Origin of the sequence: Kitasatospora sp. NPDC087271 (genome assembly GCF_044744605.1) — a bacterium.
GTDB lineage: Bacteria > Actinomycetota > Actinomycetes > Streptomycetales > Streptomycetaceae > Kitasatospora.
The window spans coordinates 23,573-46,794 of record NZ_JBIUYQ010000021.1 but is presented as its reverse complement, the minus strand read 5'-3'; the positions used below and the strand labels follow the sequence as shown (position 1 = coordinate 46,794).

General features: G+C 74.1%; 15 protein-coding genes and 1 pseudogene. 6 read left to right on the top strand and 10 right to left on the bottom strand.

Annotation, left to right across the window (positions count from 1 at the left end; translation table 11 throughout):
• Positions 1–183 precede the first annotated feature (183 nt).
• From ACIO9K_RS28815 to ACIO9K_RS28805, 3 genes are all read right to left on the bottom strand, one after another.
• Positions 184–1,929, bottom strand: a complete 1,746-nt coding sequence (locus tag ACIO9K_RS28815; RefSeq protein ID WP_400334392.1) for a DEAD/DEAH box helicase — start codon at positions 1,927–1,929, stop codon at positions 184–186.
• A gap of 157 nt (positions 1,930–2,086) precedes the next feature.
• Positions 2,087–2,293, bottom strand: a complete 207-nt coding sequence (locus ACIO9K_RS28810; RefSeq protein ID WP_350881634.1) for a cold-shock protein — start codon at positions 2,291–2,293, stop codon at positions 2,087–2,089.
• Between the two features lie 323 nt (positions 2,294–2,616).
• Positions 2,617–4,764: an MMPL family transporter gene (locus tag ACIO9K_RS28805; RefSeq protein WP_363619081.1), complete on the bottom strand. Its 2,148-nt coding sequence runs from the start codon at positions 4,762–4,764 to the stop codon at positions 2,617–2,619.
• A 470-nt stretch (positions 4,765–5,234) separates the two neighbouring features.
• Between ACIO9K_RS28805 and ACIO9K_RS28800 the strand changes: the two genes are divergently transcribed.
• The 3 genes and pseudogenes from ACIO9K_RS28800 to ACIO9K_RS28790 all read left to right on the top strand — a co-directional run bounded on the left by ACIO9K_RS28800 (position 5,235) and on the right by ACIO9K_RS28790 (position 8,289).
• Positions 5,235–6,128 carry an aminoglycoside phosphotransferase family protein gene (locus tag ACIO9K_RS28800; RefSeq protein ID WP_363584134.1) on the top strand — a complete coding sequence of 298 codons (894 nt, stop codon included), beginning with the start codon at positions 5,235–5,237 and terminating at the stop codon, positions 6,126–6,128.
• A 269-nt stretch (positions 6,129–6,397) separates the two neighbouring features.
• Positions 6,398–7,414: a polysaccharide deacetylase family protein gene (locus ACIO9K_RS28795; RefSeq protein WP_400334389.1), complete on the top strand. Its 1,017-nt coding sequence runs from the start codon at positions 6,398–6,400 to the stop codon at positions 7,412–7,414.
• Positions 7,415–7,459: 45 nt separating this feature from the next.
• A pseudogene (locus ACIO9K_RS28790) lies at positions 7,460–8,289 on the top strand (IS5 family transposase).
• Positions 8,290–8,343: 54 nt separating this feature from the next.
• On the opposite strand, the gene ACIO9K_RS28785 reads toward ACIO9K_RS28790, so the two are convergent.
• The 5 genes from ACIO9K_RS28785 to ACIO9K_RS28765 form a co-directional block, all read right to left on the bottom strand.
• Positions 8,344–9,045: an exonuclease domain-containing protein gene (locus ACIO9K_RS28785; protein ID WP_363584138.1), complete on the bottom strand. Its 702-nt coding sequence runs from the start codon at positions 9,043–9,045 to the stop codon at positions 8,344–8,346.
• Between the two features lie 199 nt (positions 9,046–9,244).
• The gene (gene efeB / locus ACIO9K_RS28780; RefSeq protein ID WP_400334387.1) at positions 9,245–10,498 is read right to left on the bottom strand and encodes an iron uptake transporter deferrochelatase/peroxidase subunit; all 1,254 of its coding nucleotides are present in this window, start codon (positions 10,496–10,498) and stop codon (positions 9,245–9,247) included.
• Between the two features lie 142 nt (positions 10,499–10,640).
• Complete coding sequence (locus ACIO9K_RS28775; RefSeq protein WP_363584142.1) at positions 10,641–11,096, bottom strand: GNAT family N-acetyltransferase; 456 nt, start codon at positions 11,094–11,096, stop codon at positions 10,641–10,643.
• A 137-nt stretch (positions 11,097–11,233) separates the two neighbouring features.
• A complete protein-coding gene (locus ACIO9K_RS28770) occupies positions 11,234–12,793 on the bottom strand; it encodes a carboxylesterase/lipase family protein (protein ID WP_400334385.1) in 1,560 nt (519 codons plus the stop codon).
• A gap of 320 nt (positions 12,794–13,113) precedes the next feature.
• Entirely contained in the window at positions 13,114–14,388 is a 1,275-nt protein-coding gene (locus ACIO9K_RS28765) for an SAV2148 family HEPN domain-containing protein (protein ID WP_371516519.1), read from the bottom strand.
• A gap of 455 nt (positions 14,389–14,843) precedes the next feature.
• Here ACIO9K_RS28765 and glgX point away from each other — a divergent pair, with 455 nt between their 5' ends.
• From glgX to treZ, 3 genes are all read left to right on the top strand, one after another.
• Positions 14,844–17,081: a glycogen debranching protein GlgX gene (gene glgX / locus ACIO9K_RS28760; RefSeq protein ID WP_400334383.1), complete on the top strand. Its 2,238-nt coding sequence runs from the start codon at positions 14,844–14,846 to the stop codon at positions 17,079–17,081.
• 70 nt (positions 17,082–17,151) lie between these two features.
• The gene (treY, locus tag ACIO9K_RS28755; RefSeq protein ID WP_400334381.1) at positions 17,152–19,677 is read left to right on the top strand and encodes a malto-oligosyltrehalose synthase; all 2,526 of its coding nucleotides are present in this window, start codon (positions 17,152–17,154) and stop codon (positions 19,675–19,677) included.
• 2 nt (positions 19,678–19,679) lie between these two features.
• Positions 19,680–21,425, top strand: coding sequence for a malto-oligosyltrehalose trehalohydrolase (treZ, locus tag ACIO9K_RS28750; protein ID WP_400334379.1), 1,746 nt, complete (start codon positions 19,680–19,682; stop codon positions 21,423–21,425).
• A 27-nt stretch (positions 21,426–21,452) separates the two neighbouring features.
• On the opposite strand, the gene ACIO9K_RS28745 is transcribed toward treZ, so the two are convergent.
• Both ACIO9K_RS28745 and ACIO9K_RS28740 read right to left on the bottom strand, forming a co-directional pair.
• Positions 21,453–22,346, bottom strand: a complete 894-nt coding sequence (locus tag ACIO9K_RS28745) for a transketolase family protein (protein ID WP_400334377.1) — start codon at positions 22,344–22,346, stop codon at positions 21,453–21,455.
• 107 nt (positions 22,347–22,453) lie between these two features.
• Positions 22,454–23,167, bottom strand: coding sequence for a transketolase (locus tag ACIO9K_RS28740; protein ID WP_400334376.1), 714 nt, complete (start codon positions 23,165–23,167; stop codon positions 22,454–22,456).
• Between the last annotated feature and the right edge of the window lie 55 nt (positions 23,168–23,222).

Genomic DNA, 23,222 nt, shown 5'->3' with positions numbered 1-23,222 from the left:
CCGGATACCTCCGTCGACCGATGGTGGTGATGTACATAGCATTGCACATGACCAACATCAACGGAGGTTCGCCCGGGTCGGACCGCCGCAGGGTGACGGCGTCCGTCGGACGGACGGGCCCGCGACGAAACGGCCCGGCCCCCTCGGTGCGAGGGGGCCGGGCCGTCGGGCGGTCGCCGGGGGTCAGTCGATGGCGCGGCGCTGGCGGCCGGTGCCGTAGTTGGAGCCGGACTTGGCGCCGCTGCCGGGCTTGGCGCGGCCGGAGGAGCGGCCGATGAAACCGGCCGCCTGGGGGCGGTCGCCCTGGGCGGCGGCGCCCATGCGCTGCTTGGGGCGGGGGCGTCGCGGGTTGCCGTTCATGTCGACGTCGGCGGGCAGCGCGGAGCGCTTGCCGGGGCGGCGGCGCGGGTTGCCGGACTTGGCGTCGGCCTTGGCGGCCGGGGCCTCGGCGGGCGCGGGGACGGCGACGGCGACCGCGACGCCGCTGGGGGTGCGGGCACCGGTGATCTTGGCGAGGTCGGCGTCGCCGGGGCGGACCTTGGTGACGGTGGGGCGGATGCCCGCGACCGTCATCAGCCGGTTGACCTCGCGGCGCTGCTCGGGCAGGACGAGGGTGACGACGGTGCCGGACTCGCCGGCCCGGGCGGTGCGGCCGCCGCGGTGCAGGTAGTCCTTGTGGTCGACCGGCGGGTCGACGTTGACGACCAGGTCGAGGCCTTCGATGTGGATGCCTCGGGCGGCGACGTTGGTGGCGATCAGCGCGGTGACGTGGCCGTCGCGGAACTGGTCGAGGACCCGGTTGCGCTGCGGCTGGGACTTGCCGCCGTGCAGGGCCGCGGCCCGGACGCCGGTGGCGAGCAGCTGCTTGGCGAGGCGGTCGGCGCCGTGCTTGGTGTGCACGAACATGATCACGCGCCCGTCGCGGGAGGCGATGTGCGCGGTGGTGGACGCCTTGTCGGCCTGGTCCAGCTGGAGGACGTGGTGGTCCATGGTGGTGACCGCGCCGGCCGACGGGTCGACCGAGTGGGTGACCGGGTCGGTGAGGAAGCGCTTGACCAGGCGGTCGACGTTGCGGTCCAGGGTCGCGGAGAACAGCATCCGCTGCCCGCCCTCGGCGACCTGCTCCAGCAGCTTGCTGACCTGCGGGAGGAAGCCCATGTCGGCCATCTGGTCGGCCTCGTCGAGGACGGTGATGGCGACGTCGGACAGGTTGACGTCACCGCGGCCGATCAGGTCGTCGAGCCGGCCGGGGGTGGCGACCAGGACCTCGGTGCCACGGCGGACGGCGTTGGCCTGGCGGTTGATCGACATGCCGCCGACGACGGTGGTGATCCGCAGGTTGACGGCGGTCGCGTAGGGGGTGAGCGCGTCGGTGACCTGCTGGGCGAGCTCGCGGGTGGGCACCAGGACGAGCGCCAGCGGGTAGCGGGCGACGGCGCGGCGCCCGGCGGTGCGGGCGAGCAGCGGCAGGCCGAAGGCGAGGGTCTTGCCGGAGCCGGTGCGGCCGCGGCCGAGCACGTCGCGGCCGGCGATCGAGTCGGGCAGCGTGGCGCCCTGGATCGGGAACGGCGCGGTGACGCCTTCGCGGGTGAGCGTGCTGAGGATGCCCTTGGGCAGGTCCAGTTCGGCGAAGGTGTCCGCCGGGGGCCGGGCCGGGGTGCCCTCGACGACGGTGAAGTCGGCGGCCTCGGGCACGGCGGCGGCGCGGGTGTTCTTGGGGGCGCCGGTGCGGCCGCGCGGCTTGCGGGCGCGCTCGGCGTCGCCGGTGGCGCGCGGGTTCTCGCCGCGGCGGGCGCGGTCGCCGGTGCCGGTGCGGCCGGCGTTCTCGCCGCGGCCGGCGCCGGCGCTGCGGCGCGGGTTCTCGCCGCGGCGGGCCTGGTCGGTGGTGCGGGCGGCGCGGTCACGCGGCGGGCGGGCAGGGGTGGTCACGAAGTCTCCGTACGTCGGTCGGCAGCCCCGGGTGGGGGCTGGTCGGCCGTCGGTAGGAAACTCGCCGCCCCGGCCGTACGGCGGCATGCGCGGGGGCCCGCACCGTGTGGTACGGGCCCCCGCTTCGCGAGATCGCGAGTCAGCGTGGAGGCTGACGTCAGCCGATGACGCGGATGTTCTCGGCCTGCGGGCCCTTCTGGCCCTGGGTCACGTCGAACTCGACGGCCTGGCCCTCGACGAGCTCACGGAAGCCGTTGGCCTGGATGTTCGAGTAGTGCGCGAACACGTCCGGGCCGCCCTCGGCCTGCTCGATGAAGCCGAAGCCCTTTTCGCTGTTGAACCACTTCACGGTGCCGGTAGCCATAACCGTCTCCTCAAAAAACTGGGGCATCAGGGATTCACACCGCGTGAACCCCGGAGTAGCCGCGATCCCCATCCGGAGACTGAAACACCGGACAAAACAAATGCGCCTGTTGGTTGGACCAGCAGGCGCACACATACGTTCATGGGAACCAAAACTGCAACTGAGTCGACTGTAGCACGGCGACACCCCGATTGACCGGGGACTTTTGTGCTCAACAGATCACGTTTGACGGCCAGGGAAAGGGGGCAAGCGGCGCCCCGCCGAAGCGGGACGCCGCCTGTGTGGCGCGTCGGTCGGGCGTCGACCGTGTCCGAACGAGGCGATCAGCGCCGTCCGGCCGGCTCCGGCACGCCGTACGCGTCCGCCGCCGGGCCGGCACCGAGGCTTGCGCCGTGGCTGCCGCCGTGGCCGTGCTCGGGGTCGGCGCCGTGGCCTGGCCACCAGGCCCGGTTGCCGATCAGCGCGGTGAGCGCCGGGGTGAAGAACATCGCCATCACGAAGGCCGCCAGCACGATGCCGAAGGCCATCGCGAAGCCGAACTCCATCATGAAGGTGTTGCCGGCGAGCATGAACGTCCCGAACGAGGCCGCCAGGATGAAGCCGGCCGCGGCGACGGTCGGGCCGCCGTGGCGCAGCGCCTCACGGGCCGCCTCGCGCGGGCTGCGGCCCGCGCGGGCCTCCTCGCGCAGACGGGCGATGATCAGGATGTTGTAGTCCGTCCCGATCGCCACCACGAAGAGGTAGATGAGGATCGGCATCATGAACATCAGGCCGGTCTCGTTGCCGATCTTCTGGAAGATCAGCGTGGTGGCGCCCAGCGTGGCGCTGAAGCCGAGGCCGACCGAGGCCATCAGGTACCAGGGGGCGACCACGCTGCGCAGCTGGAGGGCCAGGATGAGCAGGATCAGCAGCCCGGCGATCGGGAAGACCAGCTTGTAGTCGTGGGTCATCGCCAGGTTGATGTCCTTGAACACCGAGGTGAGGCCGCCGACCTTGGCCTCGCTGCCGGCCGGGGCCTGCGCGTGGGCGACGGTGCGCAGCTCGGTCACCGCGTCGATCGCCTCGTTGCTGGCCGGGGCGTCCTTGAGCATGACGGTGAACTGGGCGGTGGCGCCGTCGGCGCTGATGCTCTTGGCGTCGGCGCTCGGCAGGTAGACCTTGGACACCCCGCCGACGCCCTGCAGCTTGTCGGCGAAGGCCGGGAAGGAGGCCGGGTCGAGCTTCTTGCCGTCGGTGCTGCTCAGGTAGACCTGGCTCGGGTCGGCGGCGCCGGCGGAGAAGCCCTTGGCCATCTTGTCCTGGACGACCATCGACTCCTTGTCCTTGGGCATGGAGCTGCCCGCCATGTCGAAGAGGCCGTTGTAGCCGAGCGCGCCCACGGACAGGGCGACCAGTACGCCGCCGGAGGCGACGGCGGCCAGCGCCGGGCGCTTCTGGACGACCCGGCCGAGCGCGGTGAAGCGCGCGGTGCTCGGCTCGTCCGTCCACTTCTTGCCGGGCCAGAAGACGGCGCGGGCGGGGATGACCGCGAGCAGCGCGGGGGCCAGGGTGAGCGAGGCCAGGGCGGTGACCACGACCGCGATCGCCAGCGCGGGGCCGAGCGCCTGGAACATGCCGAGGCTGGAGAGGATCAGCGCGGCGAAGGCGATGGTGACGGCGCCGGCGGCGGAGGCGATCGCCTCGCCGACCCGGCCGACCGCGTTGGCCACGGCGGCGTTGCGGTCGTCGCCGGCCCGCAGTCGCTCGCGGTAGCGGAAGGCGAGGAACAGGAAGTAGTCGGTGCCGACGCCGAGCACGACGACGATCAGGATCGCCATCAGGATGGGTGTGCTCTTGAGGTTGAAGATGTCGGTCGCGTAGTTGATCAGGCCGATGGAGGCGGGCAGCGCGATCATCAGCGAGACCAGGACCGGCAGCAGGCCGGCCAGGATGCCGCGGAAGATGATGCCGACGATCACGATGACCAGGAGCACCGTGGCCATGGTGATGATGCCCTCGGCCGAGCCGGAGGCTTCCTTCTGGTCGAGCGCCTGGGCGGCGGGGCCGCCGAGCTGGAACTTCAGGTCGGTGCCGGAGGCCAGTGCCTTGCCGTCGTCGCGGAGGGCCTTGGCGATGTCCGCGGTCCCGTTCTGGTCCTGCTGCTTCGACTTGTCGACGGCGATCATGGCCATCGCGTACTTGTGGTCCGGGGATATGCCCAGCTGGTCGGACGGCGGGATGATCTTCTCGACGCCGTCGATCTTCTTGGCCGTCAGGTCCTGGACGAGCTTGCCCATCGCGGCCTTGTCCGCGTCGGTGAACGCGGCGCCGTCGTTGCGCTCGAAGAGTGCGAGCGCGCCCGGGGTGAAGGCGGCCGGGAAGGCCCGCTCCTGCACCTGTGCGGCCTGGATGGACTCGTAGTGCTTGGGGAGGAACGCGGCTTCGTCGGTCTGCGAACTGACCTTCGGCGCGGTCATGAGGACGGCGATCATTCCGATCACCCACGCGATGATCACCCACCACGCGCGGCGTACGACGAATTGTCCTAGTCGGTGGAACATGCTCGATGCCTCCTGGGCATGGTTCACCGCAGCCCTTGGGGGACGGGACGCCGGGCGACGGCTGGACCGGTGGGAGACGCGCGGCGGCGCCCCCTAGCCGGTCGGCAGGTAAGTGGATTTGGGCGTCATCCTACGAGTACTTGCTTGCCGCCCGGCAAGGAGCCCCCGTGGTCCAACCCCCGTCAGGCCGCTCCGAAGCGGCCCCGACCCAGTCTCTCCCGGGCGCACGCCCCTTGACCTCGTGCTCCGGGTGGAGACAGCTCCCCCTCAGGGTGGATCTCTCCCCTACCCCCTGGGAGGAGATGTCAGGGTGGGAGGGTAGGGAAAACCCCACCCCGGTCCGTCATGATGATCACCGTCCGGAGGCCTCCGGATGAACGCCGCCCCAACGGAGCACCGCCATGATCCCCTTCGACGAAGGCCGCGCCCGGCTGCTGCTCGCCCACGCCTGCGAGTCCGCCGGACTGCCCGGCCCCGGCGACGCCCGGCTGCTCGCGCTCGGCGAGAACGCCGTCTTCGACCTCGGTGACCCGGCCGTCGTCGCCAAGGTCGGCCGCGGCCCCGAACTGTACGAACGGGCGCGGCACGAACTCGCCGTCGCCCACTGGCTCGCCGCCCAGGACGTCCCGGTGGTCCGCCCGTACGACGCGGTGGAAGCCGAGCCCCAGCTCGCCCACGGGCACCCCGTCACCTTCTGGCACCGGCTCGCCCCCGCCGTCCGCCCCGCCCGCCCCGCCGACCTCGCCCCGCTGCTGCGCGCCCTGCACCGGCTGCCGCTGCCGCCCTTCCCGCTCGCCCACCGCGACCTGCTGGCCCCCGTCGAACGCTGGCTGGCCTCCGCCGAGGGCCACGTCGACCCGGCCGACGTCGCCTTCCTGCGCCACCGCCGCGACGGCTTCGCCGCCGCCCTGCCCGACCTCGCCCCGCACCTGCACCCCGGTGTGATCCACGGCGACGCGCTGCCCCGCAACGTCCACGTCGGCCCGGACGGGCCCGTCCTGCTCGACCTGGAGAACGTCTCGCACGACCTGCGCGAACACGACCTGGTGGTCCTCGCGCTCAGCCACGACCGGTACGGCGTGCCCGGCGAGGAGTACCGGGCCTTCGTCGAGGCGTACGGCTGGGACGTGCGCGCCTGGCCCGGCTTCGCGGTGCTGCGCGGGGCCCGGGAGACCGCCAGCGCCTCCTGGGTCGCCCAGCAGGTGCCCGGCAACCCGGCCGCGCTGGCGGAGTTCAGGCGCCGGGTCGCCTCGCTGCGGGAGGGTGCCACCGAGGTGCGCTGGTACCCGTTCTGAGGCGTCGGGCTCCCGGGGCGTCGGGCTTCCGAAGCGACGGGCTCCTGAAGTGCCGGGCCTCTGAAGTGCCGGGACGCCCCCGTCACGGCCCCCGGGATACCCGGCGGGCCGCGGGGGCGCCAACCCGGGCGCGTGTGAGAAGACTCCTACGGCGCTCCGGTCCGCTCCGCAACCGGGGCACGTACGCTCGGCGTCCTATCGGACAGTCATCCTGACCGAGGGATCGGCACCCGTCCTCTGCACCCCTCTGCACCACAGGAGCCGCCGCCATGCCCCACTCCGCCACCCGCCGGCCCTCCCCTCCGACCCGTACGGCCCTCACGGCCCGCCGCCGGCTGGTCGCAGGCTGCGTCGTGGCGGCCGCCACCCTGGGCCTGGCCGCGTGCGGCACCGCCAGCGGAGCCCTCCAGCCGACGGCCGGCGTCAGCACCCAGCCCCCGATCACCATCGCGCCGACCGACTCCCGGCCGACCGACGGCCCCGTCGCCACCGTCGCGCCCGCCCCCGGCTCCGACAGCGCACCCGCCTCCGCCGCCCCGCCGGCCGTCCCGAAGCCGCGCACGCCCAAGGCGCCGGCCGAGACGACCGCCGCGCCCCACAGCGGCACGCCGAGCACCCCGGTCACCACCACCCCCGTCGCGACCACGCCCTCGGGCACCCCCGCGCCGACGCCCGCGCCGGTCAAGCCGGGCACCGTCATCGGCTCCACCGCCTCCGGCGGCCACACCGTGGCGCTCACCTTCGACGACGGCCCCGGCCCCGCCACCGGCCAGATCCTCGACCTGCTCGCCCAGTACCACGCCAAGGCCACCTTCTGCGAGATCGGCCAGAACGCCGCCGCCAACCCGGCCCTGGTCAAGCGCATCCTCGCGGCCGGCCACCGGCTCTGCGACCACAGCGTGCACCACCCGCAGCCGTTCGCGAAGCTCCCCCACGACAAGGCCGCCTACGAGATCTCCGCCGCCAGGGACATGATCGTCAAGGCCGGCGGCCCCGGCACCCGGGTCAGCTGGTTCCGCGCCCCCGGCGGCGGCTTCAACGCCGACAACGAGCAGATCACCGCGAGCCTCGGCATGTCCTCGCTCGGCTGGTCCGTCGACCCGCGCGACTGGTCCCGCCCGGGCGTGCCCGCCATCGTCTCCACCGTGCAGAAGCAGCTCAAGCCCGGCGGCGTGATCCTGATGCACGACGGCGGCGGCGACCGCACCCAGACCGTGGCCGCGCTCAAGCAGCTGCTGCCCTGGCTGGTCGCCCAGGGCTACACCTTCGACTGGCCGGCCGGCTAGGCAGTGTCGTCAAAGTGATCTTGGCTGGTGGATCATGGTGTGGTGATACGTCGCCATGAACTCTCCGATGCCGAGTGGGGCTTGGTGGAGCCGCTGCTGCCCAGGCCCGGCACGGGCCGCCCGCGGCTGGACGACCGGACGGTGCTGAACGGGATCGTGTGGAAGTTCCGGACCGGGGTGGCCTGGCGGGACGTGCCGCCGCGGTACGGCTCCTGGGCCACCCTGCACACCCGGTTCCGACGTTGGGCCGAAGACGGGACATTCGATCGGATGTTGCGGGCCGCGCAGGCGAAGGCGGACGCGGCTGGCGACATCGACTGGCTCGTGTCGGTCGACTCGACCATCGTGCGGGCCCACCAGCACGCTGCGGGGGCGCGAAAAGGGGGACCCGAAACCAGGCGCTCGGCCGCTGCCGAGGCGGGCTGACCAGCAAACTCCATCTGGCCGTCGATGGACTCGGCAGACCGCTCGCCCTCGTCCTCACAGGCGGGAACACCAACGACTGCACCCAGTTCACCGCCGTCATGGACGAGATTCGGGTGCCCCGGGTTGGACCAGGACGGCCCCGGACCCGTCCCGAACACGTCCTCGGCGACAAGGGCTACAGCTCGAAGGCGATCCGCGCCTGGCTGCGGAAGCGCGGCATCAGCCACACCATCCCCGAGCGGGCCGACCAGATCGCCAATCGACTGCGGCGCGGCAGGCTCGGCGGTCGCCCACCGGCGTTCAATCGCCAGCTCTACAAGCACCGCAACGTCGTCGAACGCTGCTTCAACCGCCTGAAGCAGTGGCGAGGCCTGGCCACCAGGTTCGACAAGACCGCCGTGTCCTACCAAGCCGCCGCCACCCTCGCCTCACTCCTCATGTGGGCCTGACCTTTGACGACACTGCCTAGGCCCCGCCCGGCCCGCCGGCCTCACCGGGGGCGGTCACCTCATCGGCCACCGCGGGTCGACCACGGCCTGCGGGTCCTTGCCGCGGCGCAGCCACGCCTGCAAGCCCTCGGCCCACTCCCGGTACCAGCCGATCTGGCGCTCGTGCAGCTCGGCCGGCGCGACGTCGCCGACCTCGGCCCGGTAGCGCTCGGCGAGGGCGACGGCGACCCGGACGGCCGCCAGCGCGTCGCTGCCCGCCTCGTGCGCGTCCGTCAGCTCGACGCCGTACACCTCGCAGACCCGTTGCAGGGTGCGCGAGCCCTTGCGGTACTTGTCCACCGCCCGGTCGACGACCAGCGCGTCCAGCACCGGCCCGACCGGGGCGCCGAGGCGCTCGGCGAGCGGCACCAGCCCGTACCGGCGCAGCTCGGCGTCGAGCAGCGACAGGTCGAACGGCGCGTTGAACGCGACCACCGGGCGCCCTGCGGCGAGCCGCTCGCAGAGCGCGCCGGCTATCTCCTCCACCGCCTCCTTGGCCGGCCGGCCCTTGCCGCGGGCCAGGTCGTCGCCGATGCCGTGGATCGCCTCCGCCTCGGCCGGGATCGGGACCCCGGGGTCGAGCAGCCAGTGCGCGGCCCCCACCCGGCGGGCCCCGACGGTGTCCACGAGCGCGGCCGTGACGATGCGGTCCACGGCCGGGTCGGTGCCCGTGGTCTCCAGGTCGAAGCCGACCAGTGGCTGCTGCCACCAGCTCATAAGGGGGTGTCCTTCCGTCCTGCCTCTCGAAACAGCCCCCATCATCACCCGCCCCACCGACATCCGGGCCGCCGGGGCGGTCGGGGTGCGGGCCGGTGCGGCGGCGGACGGCGGCGGACGGCCCCCTCGGTTTCGGCAGGTCGCCCCAACGGCGGTCGCCCGCGCCCCGGTTGGGGCGACGGGCGCGCGAACCGGGGCGTCAGGTGGCGGTGAGGAGGGTGCGGCCGAGCCAGTCGGTGGTGTCGTGGGCGCCGGGGAGGACGTAGAAGTAGCCGCCGCCGGTGGGGCGGAGGTGGCGGGCGAGGGGTTCGGTGTTGAGGCGGGTCTGGACGGCTTCGAACTGGCGGGCCACGTCCTGCTGGTAGCAGCAGAAGGCGAGGCCGAGGTCGGGTTCGCCGTCGGAATCGAGGCCGCGGTCGTAGTTGAAGGCGCGGCGCAGGATGCGGCTGTCGCGGGTGCCGTCGGTGCGGGGGTTGGCGAGGCGGATGTGGGAGTCGAGGGGGATGACGGCGCCGTCGGGGTCGTTGCGGTAGTCGGGGGTGTCGGTCTCGCCGGCCGCCCCGAGCGGGGCGCCGTCGTTCTTGCGCCGGCCGATCAGGCGTTCCTGCTGCTTGAGCGGCACCTCGTCCCAGCCGGCGACGAGGGTGCGGATGGCGCGGATGACCTGGTAGCTGCCGCCGGCGGCCCAGTGCGGTTCGTCGCCGCCCTCGCCGACCCAGACGAGGGCGTCCAGCTCGCGGGCGTTCGTGGTGTCGGGGTTCTCGATGCCGTCCTTGAAGCCGAGCAGGTTGCGGGCGGCGCCGGTGGGGCGGGAGCGGTTCTGGAAGCCGTCGAGCTGCCAGCGCGGGCGGATCAGGCCGTTGGTGCTGCGCAGCAGGTCGCGGATGGCGTGCTGGACGGTGTCGCGGTTCTCGGCGCAGATCTGGAGCGAGAGGTCGCCGTGGCATTCGGCGGGGCGCAGCGCGTCGACGGGGAAGGGCCGCATGGCGGTGAGCCGGCGGGGGCGGTGGCGGGTGAGGCCGTAGCGGGTGTCGAAGAGGGAGGCGCCGACGGCGACGGTGACGGTGAGGTCGTCGGCGGGCAGGTCGGGGCCGAGGGTGCCGCTGTCGGAGGGGGCGGCGGCGGGGCCGAGGTCGGGCGGGGTGCCGCCGGCGGTGAGGAAGCGGATGCGGTCGGTGAGGGTGCGCAGGAGGGTTTCGAGGGCCTTGCGGTCGCGGGCCTTGACGTCGAGGGCGAGGAAGGTGCCGTAGCCGGGGGGCGGGTTGGTGATGCCGGCCTGGTGGTGGCCGTGGAAGTCGATGCGCCGGGTGGCGGTGCGGGGCGCGGCCTGGGCGGGGCGAGCGCCGGTGAGGGTGAGGGCTCCGGCGGTGGTGGCGCCGAGGGCGGTGCGCAGCAGGCCGCGGCGGGTGGCGCGGGGGTGTTCGGAGCCGGTGGAGTGCGGGCTGTCGATCATGGACGGGACGCTAACAAGCCGTCGGGCCCGGTGCTCGGGTGAGCGCCGCGCCCGACCGCCGGTCACCATCCGTCCGGCCTACTCGCGTCACCCGGGCGAGCGTCACCGGGCGCCACGCCCCGACCAGCGGGCCGGCCCCGGTTCAGGCGGCGGGCTCGCGGACCAGGTAGACGTCGATCGGGTCCTCGTGGTCGAGGACGAAGCCGTGGCGTTCGTAGAGGCTGCGGGCGGGGCTGCCCTGGAGGACGTCGAGGCGCACGGGCTCGCCGGCGGCGTCGGCCTGGGCGAGGAGGTGGCGCAGGACGGCGGTGCCGAGGCCGCGGCCCTGGTGGGCGGGGGCGAGGTAGAAGTGCTCGATCCAGCGGCCGCCCTGCTCGGCGGGGCGGACGGTGACGGAGCCGGCGAAGGCGCCGTCGACGAGGATGACGGAGCTGTGGCGGCTGGAGAAGCCCGCCCGCAGGCGCCGGCGGACCCGGTCGTCGTCGTAGCGGCCGAGGCGTTCGAGGTCGGCGCGCAGGACGACGGCCTTGAGTTCGGCGACGGGTTCGACGTCGGCGGCGGTGGCGGGGCGCAGGGTCCAGGCGGGAAGGCTGTTCACGGCCCGCAGTGTGGCAGCGGCCGCACCGGCCTGGCCAGCGGGTTTCAGGGGCCGGACGCCGGGGCGGGGCGCGCCGAGGGGGCCGGGCGGTGGCCCGGCCCCCTGTTCCGGCGGGAAGGCGGGAAGGCGGGAAGGCCTCAGCGGGTGCCGAGGTCCAGGGCGGGGAAGGAGTAGTCGTCCCAGAGGGCGCGTTCGTCGTCGTGCGGGGCGTACCGGACGCTGGGGTTCAGGTCCCAGATCCGGGTGGCCCGCGCGTCGGCGGTGTAGGACGGCCAGCCCGGGTCGCCCTGGCGGGCGAAGGAGGCCCAGGCGTCGGCCATCCGCTCGGACAGCCGGGTGAGTTCGGGCCGCTGGGCGGCGACGGTCTGCGCGCCGCGCGGGATCGCGCCGAGGTCCAGGCCGCCGAAGACGAAGGGCAGTTCCAGGGTGTGCATGGCGCCCAGGTTCTGGGCGGCGGGCAGGCCGGGGACGTAGGGCACGTGCCAGTCGAACTGGTAGACGTGGGTGGGCCGCCAGCGGGACTGGGCCTCGGCCAGCCGCAGGGTGGGGATCCGCTCGGTCTGGTCGGTGAGCATCGCGTTCACCACCCGGCCCTCGGTGGCCCCGGGGCGGTCGGCGGCGTACCGGTCGTACATCTGCTGTTTGCGGTCGGCGAGCACGGGGGGCAGGTTGCGGTAGGCGCTCAGCGGGAGGTCCGGCAGCGTGGGGTCGAACAGCGCCCAGTAGTCGGTCTCGTTCTCGGTGGTGCCGGTCATCACGTCGACGTCGCGGGCGCTGCCGGCGGCGATCCGTTCGACGACCGGGCCGGGCACCAGCGCCCCGTCGATGGAGGGGCCGAAGAAGACCGCGGAGGACAGTCCGGAGAGCCCGTGCTGAACCTGTTCCTGGAGTTCGAGGACCTGTTGGGTGCTCAGCCGGTCGAGGTCCGCGACGGTGTGGATGCCGCCGGTGGCGAAGACCTTTCCGGCGGTGGCCCGCGCGGCGGCCGCGGTGTGCACCAGGTAGCCGGGCCCGCTCTCGACGATGGCGCGCCGGAAGAGGCGCTCGGGGTGGTCGCCGGCCAGCAGGGCGCTGATCGAGATCGCGCCGGCCGACTGGCCGAAGACGGTGACGTTGCCCGGGTCGCCGCCGAAGGCACCGATGTGCCGGCGCACCCAGGTCAGCGCGGCGCTCTCGTCGCGCAGCCCGTTGTTGCCCGAGCCGGCGTAGGACGGATCGAGCGCGCCGAGCTCCGTCCAGCCCAGGATGCCGAGCCGGTAGTCCAGGTTCACCACGACGGCGTCGCCGCGCTCGGCCAGCAGGCCGCCGTCGAAGACGGGCTGGCCGGCGGCCCCGAGTTCGTCCGCGCCGCCGTGCAGGAAGACCATGACGGGTTTGCGGGCGCCGCCGTGGTGCGCCGACCACACGTTGAGGTACAGGCAGTCCTCGGTGCCGCCGCCGCCCGCGCTCAGGTCCTGCGGGCAGCCGGGGCGGGCCTGGGTGGCGCGCAGCGTTCCGGGCCAGGGTGCGGCGGGCTGCGGCGGGCGGAACCGGCGCCCGCCGGTGGGCGGCGCCGCGTACGGGACGCCCAGGTAGGCGCACCGGCCGTCCTGGGCCACCCCTTGCAGGCGGCCGGCGGAGGTCGCCGTACGGCAGCCGCCCGCCTCCCGGGCCTCGGCGGGGACGGCCGGCAGCAGGCCCAGCAGGGCTGCCGCCACGCCGGCCAGCGCGAACGGCCAGCGCCGGCGGGCGGTTCGGCGGGCATTCCCCGGCAGCCTTCCGCCGGGCCCCGTCCCGAGCCCCGCCCCGGGCCCTTCGCGCAGCCTTCCGCGCGCCGCCCCCCGTCCTGTCCCGCGCTTTGTTCCGTACACCACGGCGCACTCCCCTCGACGTCGTCGCGTCGCTCGTGCGGCCGCGACCCCGCCTCCAGCTTGCGCGGCGCGGCCCGGGGGTGTCGCCGCCGCACGGATGGAGTTCCGGGTCTCCACCCGGGGGTGGAGAGAGGAATCCGATGGTCCGTCAGAAGTGGGGGGCGGGTTCAGGACACCGGCCGGGAGTCGCCCCAGGCGCCCTCGAACTCCTCGCGGTAGACCTCCAGCAGGCCCTGTTCGCTGCCGCCGGGCTGCTGGCCGGCGCCGCCGCGCAGCACCAGGGCCGGGGACTCCATGCCCCGGGCGCGGCGCAGGTAGGGCTGGATGACGCCGAGGTCGCGGCTCTGGCGGCGGCCGCCGACCTGGCCGGTCGGGCGGGGGCCCTCGACGAGGTAGGCGGTGAAGCGCGGGGTCTCGTCGAAGACCCGGATCTCGAAGCCGCCCTGGTCGCGCAGCCGGGCCCGCACCCGGCGCACGTGCATGATGTTCATCTCGATGGAGCGCGACAACTCGCCGCGTCCGAGGCCGAGTTCGCGTTCACGGCGGCGGACGGCGCTGCTCGCCGGGTTGAGGAAGAGCAGACGGACCCGGCAGCCGTCGCCGGCCAGGCGCACCAGCCGCTTGCCGGTGTAGTTCTGGCAGAGCATGCCGAGGCCGATGCCGAGCGCGTCCAGGCGCCGGGCGCCGTCCAGCAGGTCCTCGACGGGCAGGTCGCGCTGGAGGCGGACGCGGTCGGCGTGCACGGCGACGACGTCCGCGTACCGGCCGGCCACCAGCGACTCGACGACGTCGGCGGGCACGCCGCCGGCGCCGCCGTCGAGGACGGCGAGCAGGCGGGCGGCGGCGCGTTCGGTCTGGGCGAGGACGGTCTGGGTGAGCACCCGGTTGCGGGAGACCACGTGCCGGGCCACTTCCAGTTCGTCCAGGGCGAGTTCGATCTCGCGTCGGTCGGACAGGTAGGGCTCGAAGCAGGGCCAGTGCTGGACCATCAGCTCGCGCAGCTGGGGCAGGGTGAGGAAGACCAGCGGGTCGTCGTCCGCCGGGTCGAGCAGGTAGCCCTTGCGGCGGCTGACCTCGCGGACGGCGCCGGCCCGGTGCGCCCACTCCTCGCCGGCGGGTCCGGCTGCGGCGGTGACCCAGTCCTCGCCGTGGGCGGGGGCGTAGATGGGGTGCAGCACCTCGTCGACGAGGGAGCGCAGCCGCTGCTCGACGAGGTTGAGCCAGACGTAGGCGCGGCCGGACAGGCGGACCCGCTGGTAGGCGTCCTCCCATTCGGCGGCGGACCAGGCGAGGGCGGGGACCTCGACCGGGCCGCCCTGGGCGGGCACCAGGGGGCGGCCGGACAGGGTGGGGCGCATGACGACCGTGGGCGCCTCGCTGCGGGCGCCGCCCCGGTCGGGGCCGTCGGGCCCCGGGCCGCGGCCGCCGGCGGGGAACACCATGCGCCACCTCACCTGGTTTGCTGCTCTACGCTCCGCCCCTGCGCGGCTGATGGAGCGCCACCGGCCCGGGGACGGCCGGACGATCAAGGGTACTGCCCGCCGCGAGCGGTGTGCAGCCGGATGGCCCACGGGGCCCGGCACCACCACCAGGCCCACCCTTCACAGGCCCACGCCCGTCGCAGGCCCCGCTCATCGCAGGCCCGCCCGCCACAAGCCCGCCCGCCACTGGCCCGCACTTATCACAGGAATGTCGACTGGACACCCGTTCGGGCGAACCGGCAGCACATGTCCCGGCCGCCGGGGGAAGGCTCGGGGAGTATGCGCACTGTGCCGTGCGTCACGGCGCGCGAGCGCCGCACATGCCCGGCCGCCCGGCCGGGAAGAGAGCGTCCGGGTCCGGGCACGTTATCGGACTACACGTCAGTTTTCGTTGAGTGCAAGGAAGTTGAGGACTCATGCAGGTCTGGCCCGGTAAGCCCTACCCCCTCGGCGCCACCTACGACGGGGTCGGCACCAACTTCGCGGTGTTCTCCGAGAGTGCCGACCGGATCGAGCTGTGCCTGATCGACGAGGACGGCTCGGAGACGGCCGTCGAACTGCGCGAGACGGACGCCTTCGTCCGGCACGCCTACCTCCCCGGCGTCCAGCCCGGCCAGCGCTACGGCTTCCGCGTCCACGGCCCGTACAACCCCGGCCTAGGCCAGCGCCACAACAGCGCCAAACTGCTGCTGGACCCGTACGCCAAGGCGATGAGCGGGCACATCGACTGGGACGAGGCCGTCTACGGCTACCACTTCGGCGCGCCCGAGCGCCGCAACGACCTCGACTCCGCCCCGCACACCATGCACTCGGTCGTGATCAACCCGTACTTCGACTGGGGCACCGACCACCCGCCGCGCACCGACTACCACCGCACCGTCATCTACGAGGCGCACGTCAAGGGCCTCACCCGGCTGCACCCCGGCATCCCCGAGGAGATCCGCGGCACCTACGCGGGCCTGGCCCACCCGGCGGTGATCGAGCACCTGGCCAAGCTCGGCGTCACCGCGATCGAGCTGATGCCGGTGCACCAGTTCGTCCGCGACCACCGGCTGCGCGACCTGGGCCTGACCAACTACTGGGGCTACAACACCATCGGCTTCTTCGCCCCGCACTCCTCCTACGCCTCCAGCGGCGACCGGGGCCAGCAGGTGCAGGAGTTCAAGTCGATGGTCAAGGCGCTGCACGCGGCCGGGATCGAGGTGATCCTGGACGTCGTCTACAACCACACCGCCGAGGGCAACCACCTCGGGCCGACGCTGTCCCTGCGCGGGCTGGACAACGTCTCCTACTACCGCCTCGCCCAGGACCAGCGGTTCTACGAGGACACCACCGGCACCGGCAACAGCCTGCTGATGCGCAGCCCGCACGTGCTCCAGCTGATCATGGACTCGCTGCGCTACTGGGTCACCGAGATGCACGTCGACGGCTTCCGCTTCGACCTCGCCGCCACCCTGGCCCGGCAGTTCCACGAGGTCGACCGGCTCTCCTCCTTCTTCGACCTCGTCCAGCAGGACCCGGTGGTCTCCCAGGCCAAGCTGATCGCCGAACCCTGGGACCTCGGCGAGGGCGGCTACCAGGTCGGCAACTTCCCGCCGCTGTGGACCGAGTGGAACGGCATGTACCGGGACACCGTGCGCGACCTGTGGCGCGGCGAGACCGCCGCCCTCGCCGAGTTCGGCTCCCGGCTCACCGGCTCCTCCGACCTCTACCAGGACGACGGCCGCCGCCCCATCGCCTCCATCAACTTCGTGACCTGCCACGACGGTTTCACCCTGCGCGACCTCGTCTCCTACAACGACAAGCACAACGAGGCCAACGGCGAGGACAACCGCGACGGCGAGTCCTTCAACCGCTCCTGGAACTGCGGCGTCGAGGGCCCCGGCACCGACCCGGCCGTCGAGGAGCTCAGAGCCCGCCAGCAGCGCAACTTCATCGCCACCCTGATGCTCTCCCAGGGCGTGCCGATGCTCTCCCACGGCGACGAACTCGGCCGCACCCAGCAGGGCAACAACAACGCCTACTGCCAGGACAACGAACTCACCTGGCTGCACTGGCCGGACGGCGACGGGCCCGAGGCGCGGCTGCTGGAGTTCACCCAGGGGATGATCTGGCTGCGCCGTGACCACCCGGTGTTCCGGCGGCGGCGCTTCTTCCACGGGCGGCCGGTCCCCGGGCGCCCCGGGCCGGGGACGCTCGCCGCCGGAGGCCGCCCCGCCGGCGGCCACCTCTCCGGCGGTCACCTCTCCGGCGGCCACCTCTCCGGCGGTCACCCCTCGGGCGGCCACGACTCGGGCGGCCACGACGACCTCACCGACATCGCCTGGTTCACCCCCGGCGGGGAGGAGATGACCAAGCGCAACTGGGGCGCCAGCTACGCCAAGTCGCTGACCGTCTTCCTCAACGGTTACGCCATCTCCGAGCCGGACCGGCGCGGCGGGCGGATCGTCGACGACTCCTTCCTGCTGATGTTCAACGCGCACTTCGAGCCGCTGGAGTTCACCCTGCCCGCCGACCACGGGCAGGAGTGGCAGGTCGTGGTCGACACCGCGCAGGCCCGGCTGCCCGCCCCGGGCACGGGCGCGCGGGTCAAGGCCGGCGACGCGCTGTGGCTCACCGACCGCTCACTGATGGTGCTCCAGCGGCCGGCCTGACACCCCGCGCTCACCTGTTCGGACCAGCAGCGGGTCTTGGCGGCGGGCTCCCCCGGGTACTCATGGACCTATGACCTCCGCCGCCGAGCCCGCACCGCCCCGCCCGGCCGCCACCTCCCCCTCATCCGCCACCGCTACCGCTACCGCCCCCACGGCCAGCTACCGCCTCCAGCTGCAACCCGGCTTCACCCTCCACGACGCCGCCGCCGCCGTCCCCTACCTCGCCGCCCTCGGCGTCTCCCACCTGCACCTGTCCCCGCTGCTGGAGGCCGCCCCCGGCTCCACCCACGGCTACGACACCGTCGACCACGGCCGGGTCAGCGAGCAGCTCGGCGGCGAGGGCGCCCTGCGCGCGCTGGCCGACGCCGCCCACCGGCACGGCCTGCGGCTGCTCGTCGACGTGGTGCCCAACCACATGGCGGTGCCCGTCCCCGAGCGGCTCAACCAGCCGCTGTGGCAGGTGCTGCGCGACGGCCCCGACTCGCCGTACGCGCGCTGGTTCGACATCGACTGGGCGGCCCAGCCCGGCCCCGTCGACGCCCCCGCGCGCGGCCGGGTGCTGCTGCCGCTGCTCGGCGACCGGCTCGGCGCCGTGCTGGACCAGCTGGTGGTGGACGGCGAGGTGCTGCGCTACCACGACCACGAGCTGCCGCTGCGGCCCGGCACCTCGGGACTGCCGCTGGACGAGCTGCTCGCCCGCCAGTGGTACCGGCTCGCCTGGTGGCGGCTGGCCCGCACCGAACTGAACTACCGGCGCTTCTTCACCGTCAACGAGCTGATCGCCGTCCGGGTCGAGGAGCCCGAGGTGTTCGCCGCCACCCACGCCACCCTGCTGCGGCTGCACGCCGACGGCGTCGTCGACGGCTTCCGGATCGACCACCCCGACGGGCTCGCCGACCCGCGCGGCTACCTGCGCCGCCTCGCCGGCGCCACCGGCGGGGCGTACACCGTCGTCGAGAAGATCCTCACCGGCGACGAGCGGCTGCCTGCGGACTGGCCGGTCGCCGGGACCACCGGCTACGACGCGCTGCGCCGCATCGACGGCGTGCTCACCGACCACGCGGGCGCCTGCCGGCTGACCGGGGCGTACGCGGCGTTCCTGACCGGCTCCGCGCCGGGCGGCGAACCCTGCGCCGACCCCCACCCGGCGGTCGCCGCCGCCCGGCGCGGGCGGGCCGACATGACCGCGCCGCACGGCGAGCTGGCCGCCGAGGTCGACCGGCTGGTGCGGATCGCGCTGCGGATCGGCGCCGCCGAGCCCGCGCACGCCGACCACGCGCCCTGGCAGCTGCGCGCGGCGCTGCGGCGGCTGTTCACCGGCTACCCGGTGTACCGGCCGTACGCCCGGCCCGGGGAGCCGGTGCCGCCGGCCTCGGCCGAGCAGGTGCGCGCGGCGCTGGGCGGCTCGGCCGACCCGACGGACCGGCTGGTCGCCGCCCTGGCCCTCGGGGAGCTGGGGAGCGGGCCGCACAAGGACGAGTTCTGCGAGCGCTTCGCGCAGACCGCCGCCGCCGTCGCCGCCAAGGGCGTCGAGGACACCGCCTTCTACCGGTGGAACGCGCTGCCCGGCCTCAACGAGGTCGGCGGCGAGCCCGGCCGGCCGGGGCTGTCGCCGGCCCGGTTCCACGACTGGTGCCGCTACCTGGAGCGCGCCTGGCCGCACAGCATGACCGTGCTGTCCACCCACGACACCAAGCGCAGCGCCGACGCCCGCGCCCGGCTCGCCGTGCTCGCCGAGCGGCCCGAGGCCTGGGCCGCCGAGGCCGCCGCCTGGTCCACCGCAGCCGGGCCCGGCCCGGGCGCCGGCCCCGACGGCGAAGGCGACCACGACCACGACCACGACCACGACCACGGTGCCCGCGACGGCGACTGGCTGCTCTGGCACACCCTCGTCGCCGCCTGGCCGATCGACCCCGACCGGCTCGTCGCCGCCCTCCTCAAGGCCGCCCGCGAGGCCAAGCTGCACACCTCCTGGACCACCCCCGACACCCGCTTCGAGCAGGCGCTCACCGCGCGCGCCCGCGCCGTCCACACCAACCCCGGACTGCTGCCCCGGATCGAGGGCCTGGTGCACGCCCTCGCCCCCTACGCCCGCGCCAACACCCTCGCCGCCGCGCTCCTGCACCTCACCGTCCCGGGCGTGCCCGACCTCTACCAGGGCAGCGAGGAGCCGCTGTACACCCTCGTCGACCCGGACAACCGGGGCGTGGTGGACCTCGGCGCGCTCGCCGTCCGGCTCACCGACGCGGCCGCCCCGCGCCCCGGCGACCTCGCCCGCGAGAAGCTGCACCTCACCAGGGCGGCGCTGCACCTGCGGCGCGAGCGCCCGCTCGGGCCCTACCGGCCGCTGAGCGCCGCCGGCCCCGCCGCCGACCACCTGCTCGCCTTCGCCCGCGGCGCCGACGTGGTCACCGCCGTCACCCGGCTCCCGTACGGGCTGGAACGCGCCGGCGGCTGGCGCGGCACCGTGCTGGAGCTGCCCGAGGGCGGGCCCTGGACGGACCTGCTGACGCTGCGGACCCACCCGGCGGGCCCGGTGCCCGTCACGCGGCTGCTGGCGGACCGGCCGGTGGCCCTGCTGACGAGGAGGAGCTGAGCGTGCGGACCTACGAGGTGTGGGCGCCCCTGGCCACCGACCGGGTCGAGGTCGAGGTCGACGGCTCCGCCCATCCGCTGGCCCGGTGCCCGGAGCGCCCGGGCTGGTGGACCGGCGACGCTCCGGCCGGCGACTACGCCTTCCGCCTCGACGGCGGGCCGCCGCTGCCCGACCCGCGCTCCCCCTGGCAGCCGCACGGCCCCGACGGCCCCAGCCGCCCGGTCGACCACGCCGCGTTCCGCTGGTCGCAGACCGGCTGGCGCGGCCGCGCGTTGCCCGGCGCCGTGCTGTACGAGCTGCACATCGGCACCTTCACCCCCCGCGGCACCTTCGACTCCGCCGCCGAACACCTCGACCACCTCGTCGAGTTGGGCGTCGACTTCGTCGAACTGATGCCGGTCTGCCCGTTCCCCGGCCGACACGGCTGGGGCTACGACGGGGTCTCGCCGTGGGCCGTGCACGAGCCGTACGGCGGGCCCGAGGGGCTGAAGCGCTTCGTCGACACCGCCCACCGCAAGGGCCTCGGCGTGGTGCTGGACGTCGTCCACAACCACCTCGGCCCCTCCGGCAATCACCTTCCCGCGTACGGCCCGTACTTCACCGACCGGCACCACACCCCGTGGGGGGCGGCGGTCAACCTGGACGCCCCCGGCTCCGACGAGGTGCGCCGCTACCTGACCGGCAGCGCGCTCGGCTGGCTGCGCGACTACCGGATCGACGGCCTGCGACTGGACGCCGTACACGCCCTCGCGGACGACCGAGCCGTCCACTTCCTGGAGGAACTGTCCCACGAGGTCGAGAAGTTGGCCGTCGCGACCAACCGCCCGCTGTTCCTGATCGCCGAATCCGACCTCAACACCCCGCACACCACCGCCCCGCGCGCGGCCGGCGGCCAGGGCCTCACCGCGCAGTGGAGCGACGACTTCCACCACGCCCTGCACTGCGCGCTCACCGGCGAATCCCAGGGCTACTACGGCGACTTCGCCCGCCGCCCGCTCGCCGCCCTCAGCAAGACGCTCACCCGCGGCTTCTTCCACGACGGCACCTGGTCCGGCTTCCGCGGCCGCGGCCACGGCCGCCCCTTCCCCCCGGACGGCGGACACCGGCTGCTCGGCTACCTCCAGACCCACGACCAGATCGGCAACCGGGCCCTCGGGGACCGCATCTCCACCTGCCTCACCGCCGGCCGGCTCGCCTGCGGCGCCGCGCTGGTGCTCACCTCGCCGTTCACCCCGATGCTGTTCATGGGCGAGGAGTGGGGCGCGGCCACCCCCTGGCAGTACTTCACCGACCACACCGACCCGCAGCTCGCCGAGGCCGTCCGGCAGGGCCGGCGCCGGGAGTTCACCGACCACGGCTGGGCCGCCGAGTCCGTCCCCGACCCGCAGGAGCCCGCCACCGTCCTGCGCTCCGTCCTCGACTGGACCGAGCCCCGGCGCGCCCCGCACGCCGAACTCCTCACCTGGCACCGGACGTTGATCCGGCTGCGCCGTGACCGGCCGGAGCTGTCCGACCCCGACCTCGGCGCGGTGCGGGTGGCGTACGACGAGGCGGCGCGCTGGCTGGTGGTGCACCGGGGGCCGTACCGGATCGCCGTCAACCTCGGCCCCGCCGAGGCCACCCTGCCACTGGACGGGACCGGGCGCGAACTGGTCGCGGCCTTCGGGGCGGCGGCGCTGGACGGGACGGCGGTACGGCTGGGGGCGGACGCGGTGGCGGTGGTCGCGGTGGCGACCGTCGCGCGCTGACCCACCCCGCGCGTCACCACAGGAACGTCACCACAGGAAGGTGCCGATCCGCTCCCGCAGCGAGGCCGCGTCCAAGCCGTAGGCGGTCAGGTGCTCCGGGATCGAGCCGTAGTGCCGGTGCTCCTCGCGCGGCACGCCCAGGCCCAGCACCCGGTGCGGGCGGTCGGCCAGCGCGGCGTGCGCCTCGTTCGCCGAGGTGCCCGCCAGGTACGGCTCCACCAGCACCACGTCCGCCCGCTCCCCCACCGCCGCCCGCAGCCCGGCCGCGTCGAAGGGGCGCACCGTCGCCGCGTACAGCACGGTGGCGTCCAGGCCCTCGGTGGCCGCGAGCACCGCGTCCAGCATCGGCCCGACCGCGAGGACCACCCCGCGCGAGCCCTGCCGCACGGTGGTGAACCGGCCCGCCTCGACCGGCAGGGCCTGCGCGTTCCGGTGCTCCGAGAGGCGGACGTAGACGTTGCGGTCGCCGTCCGCGACGGCGTGGCGCAGCAGCTGCTCGGCCTCGTCCGGGTGGCCCGGCACGTGGACCGTCCAGTCCGGCAGGGTGTCCAGCAGGGCGACGTCGCCCGGGGACATGTGGGTGCGGCCCCCGGCCGGCCAGTCGTAGGAGCCGGCCGCGCTCACCAGGACGGCGCCGACGCCCTGGTGGACGAGGTCCAACTTGACCTGCTCGAAGGGACGTTCGACGAGGAAGCTGGCGAAGGTGTGGGCGATCGGGCGCATCCCGGTCAGCGCCAGGCCGCCGGCCGCGCCGATCAGCAGTTGCTCGCGGATGCCGACGTTGACGACCCGGTCCGGGTGGCGCTGCTGGGCCGGGGCGAAGGCGGCCGCACTGATGTCGGCGAGCACCACGGCCAGCCGGGGGTCCTCGTCCAGCAGGCGGCTGGTGACGTCGATGAAGCGGTCGCGCATGGTGTCCATCGGTGAAGTGCCTTTCGGTTCATGCTGGTTGGCGCTTGCGTGGGGGTTGGCGCTTGCGTGGGGGTTGGCGCTTGCGTGGGGGTCCTCGGGCTCGGGAGCCCTCGGGCTCAGGAGTCCTTGGGCTCGACCCGGGCGACCACCACGTGCGGGCGGCCCGGGTGCTCGGCGGTGTAGGCGCGGTACAGCGCCTCGTGGTCGCGGCCGTCCACCGTCACGGCGGACCAGCCCTCGGCCGCGAACCGGGCCGCGATCCCGCCGTGCCAGCCGTGCGTGGCCGAGGAGTTGTCGATCACCACCACGTGCAGCCGCTCCAGCCCGTACGCACCGGCGAAGGCCACCGCCTCGTGGTTGGAGCCCTCGTCGAACTCGGCGTCGCCGACCAGCACCCACACCGCCGGATCGGTCAGGCCCTGCGCCCGCAGCCCGAGCGCCGTGCCGACGCCCAGCGGCAGGCCGTGCCCGAGCGAGCCGGAGGCGATCTCCACCCCGGGGACGAGCATCCGGTCCGGGTGGTGGCCGAGCGGAGAGTCGTAGCCGCCGAAGCTCGGCAGCACCCCGGGGTCGATGAAGCCCTTGGCCGCGAGCACCGCGTAGTACGCCATCGGGCCGTGGCCCTTGGAGAGCAGGAAGCGGTCCCGGTCCTGCGCCTCGGCCCGCTCCGGACCCACCCGCAGGACCCGGTCGTACAGCACCCAGAGCGCGTCCAGGGTGGAGGTGGCGGCCGGGCCGTGCTTCTCGTCGCCGGTCATCAGGCCCATCAGCGCCGACAGGTCCTCGAAACGGGCGGTTTCCGCGAGGTCCGCGGTTGCGTTCGTCGTCATGACCACGATGGTGCAACTTAAAGTCGACTTGAGGTCAAGCGGCTAGAGTGGGTGC

Bases quoted from the DNA above. Each gene is read 5' to 3' on its own strand.
- ACIO9K_RS28810 (WP_350881634.1), bottom strand. From the start codon at position 2,293: ATGGCTACCGGCACCGTGAAGTGGTTCAACAGCGAAAAGGGCTTCGGC.
- ACIO9K_RS28805 (WP_363619081.1), bottom strand. From the start codon at position 4,764: ATGATCGCCGTCCTCATGACCGCGCCGAAGGTCAGTTCGCAGACCGAC.
- ACIO9K_RS28800 (WP_363584134.1), top strand. From the start codon at position 5,235: ATGATCCCCTTCGACGAAGGCCGCGCCCGGCTGCTGCTCGCCCACGCC.
- ACIO9K_RS28795 (WP_400334389.1), top strand. From the start codon at position 6,398: ATGCCCCACTCCGCCACCCGCCGGCCCTCCCCTCCGACCCGTACGGCC.
- ACIO9K_RS28785 (WP_363584138.1), bottom strand. From the start codon at position 9,045: ATGAGCTGGTGGCAGCAGCCACTGGTCGGCTTCGACCTGGAGACCACG.
- efeB (WP_400334387.1), bottom strand. From the start codon at position 10,498: ATGATCGACAGCCCGCACTCCACCGGCTCCGAACACCCCCGCGCCACC.
- ACIO9K_RS28765 (WP_371516519.1), bottom strand. From the start codon at position 14,388: ATGGTGTTCCCCGCCGGCGGCCGCGGCCCGGGGCCCGACGGCCCCGAC.
- glgX (WP_400334383.1), top strand. From the start codon at position 14,844: ATGCAGGTCTGGCCCGGTAAGCCCTACCCCCTCGGCGCCACCTACGAC.
- treY (WP_400334381.1), top strand. From the start codon at position 17,152: ATGACCTCCGCCGCCGAGCCCGCACCGCCCCGCCCGGCCGCCACCTCC.
- ACIO9K_RS28745 (WP_400334377.1), bottom strand. From the start codon at position 22,346: ATGGACACCATGCGCGACCGCTTCATCGACGTCACCAGCCGCCTGCTG.
- ACIO9K_RS28740 (WP_400334376.1), bottom strand. From the start codon at position 23,167: ATGACGACGAACGCAACCGCGGACCTCGCGGAAACCGCCCGTTTCGAG.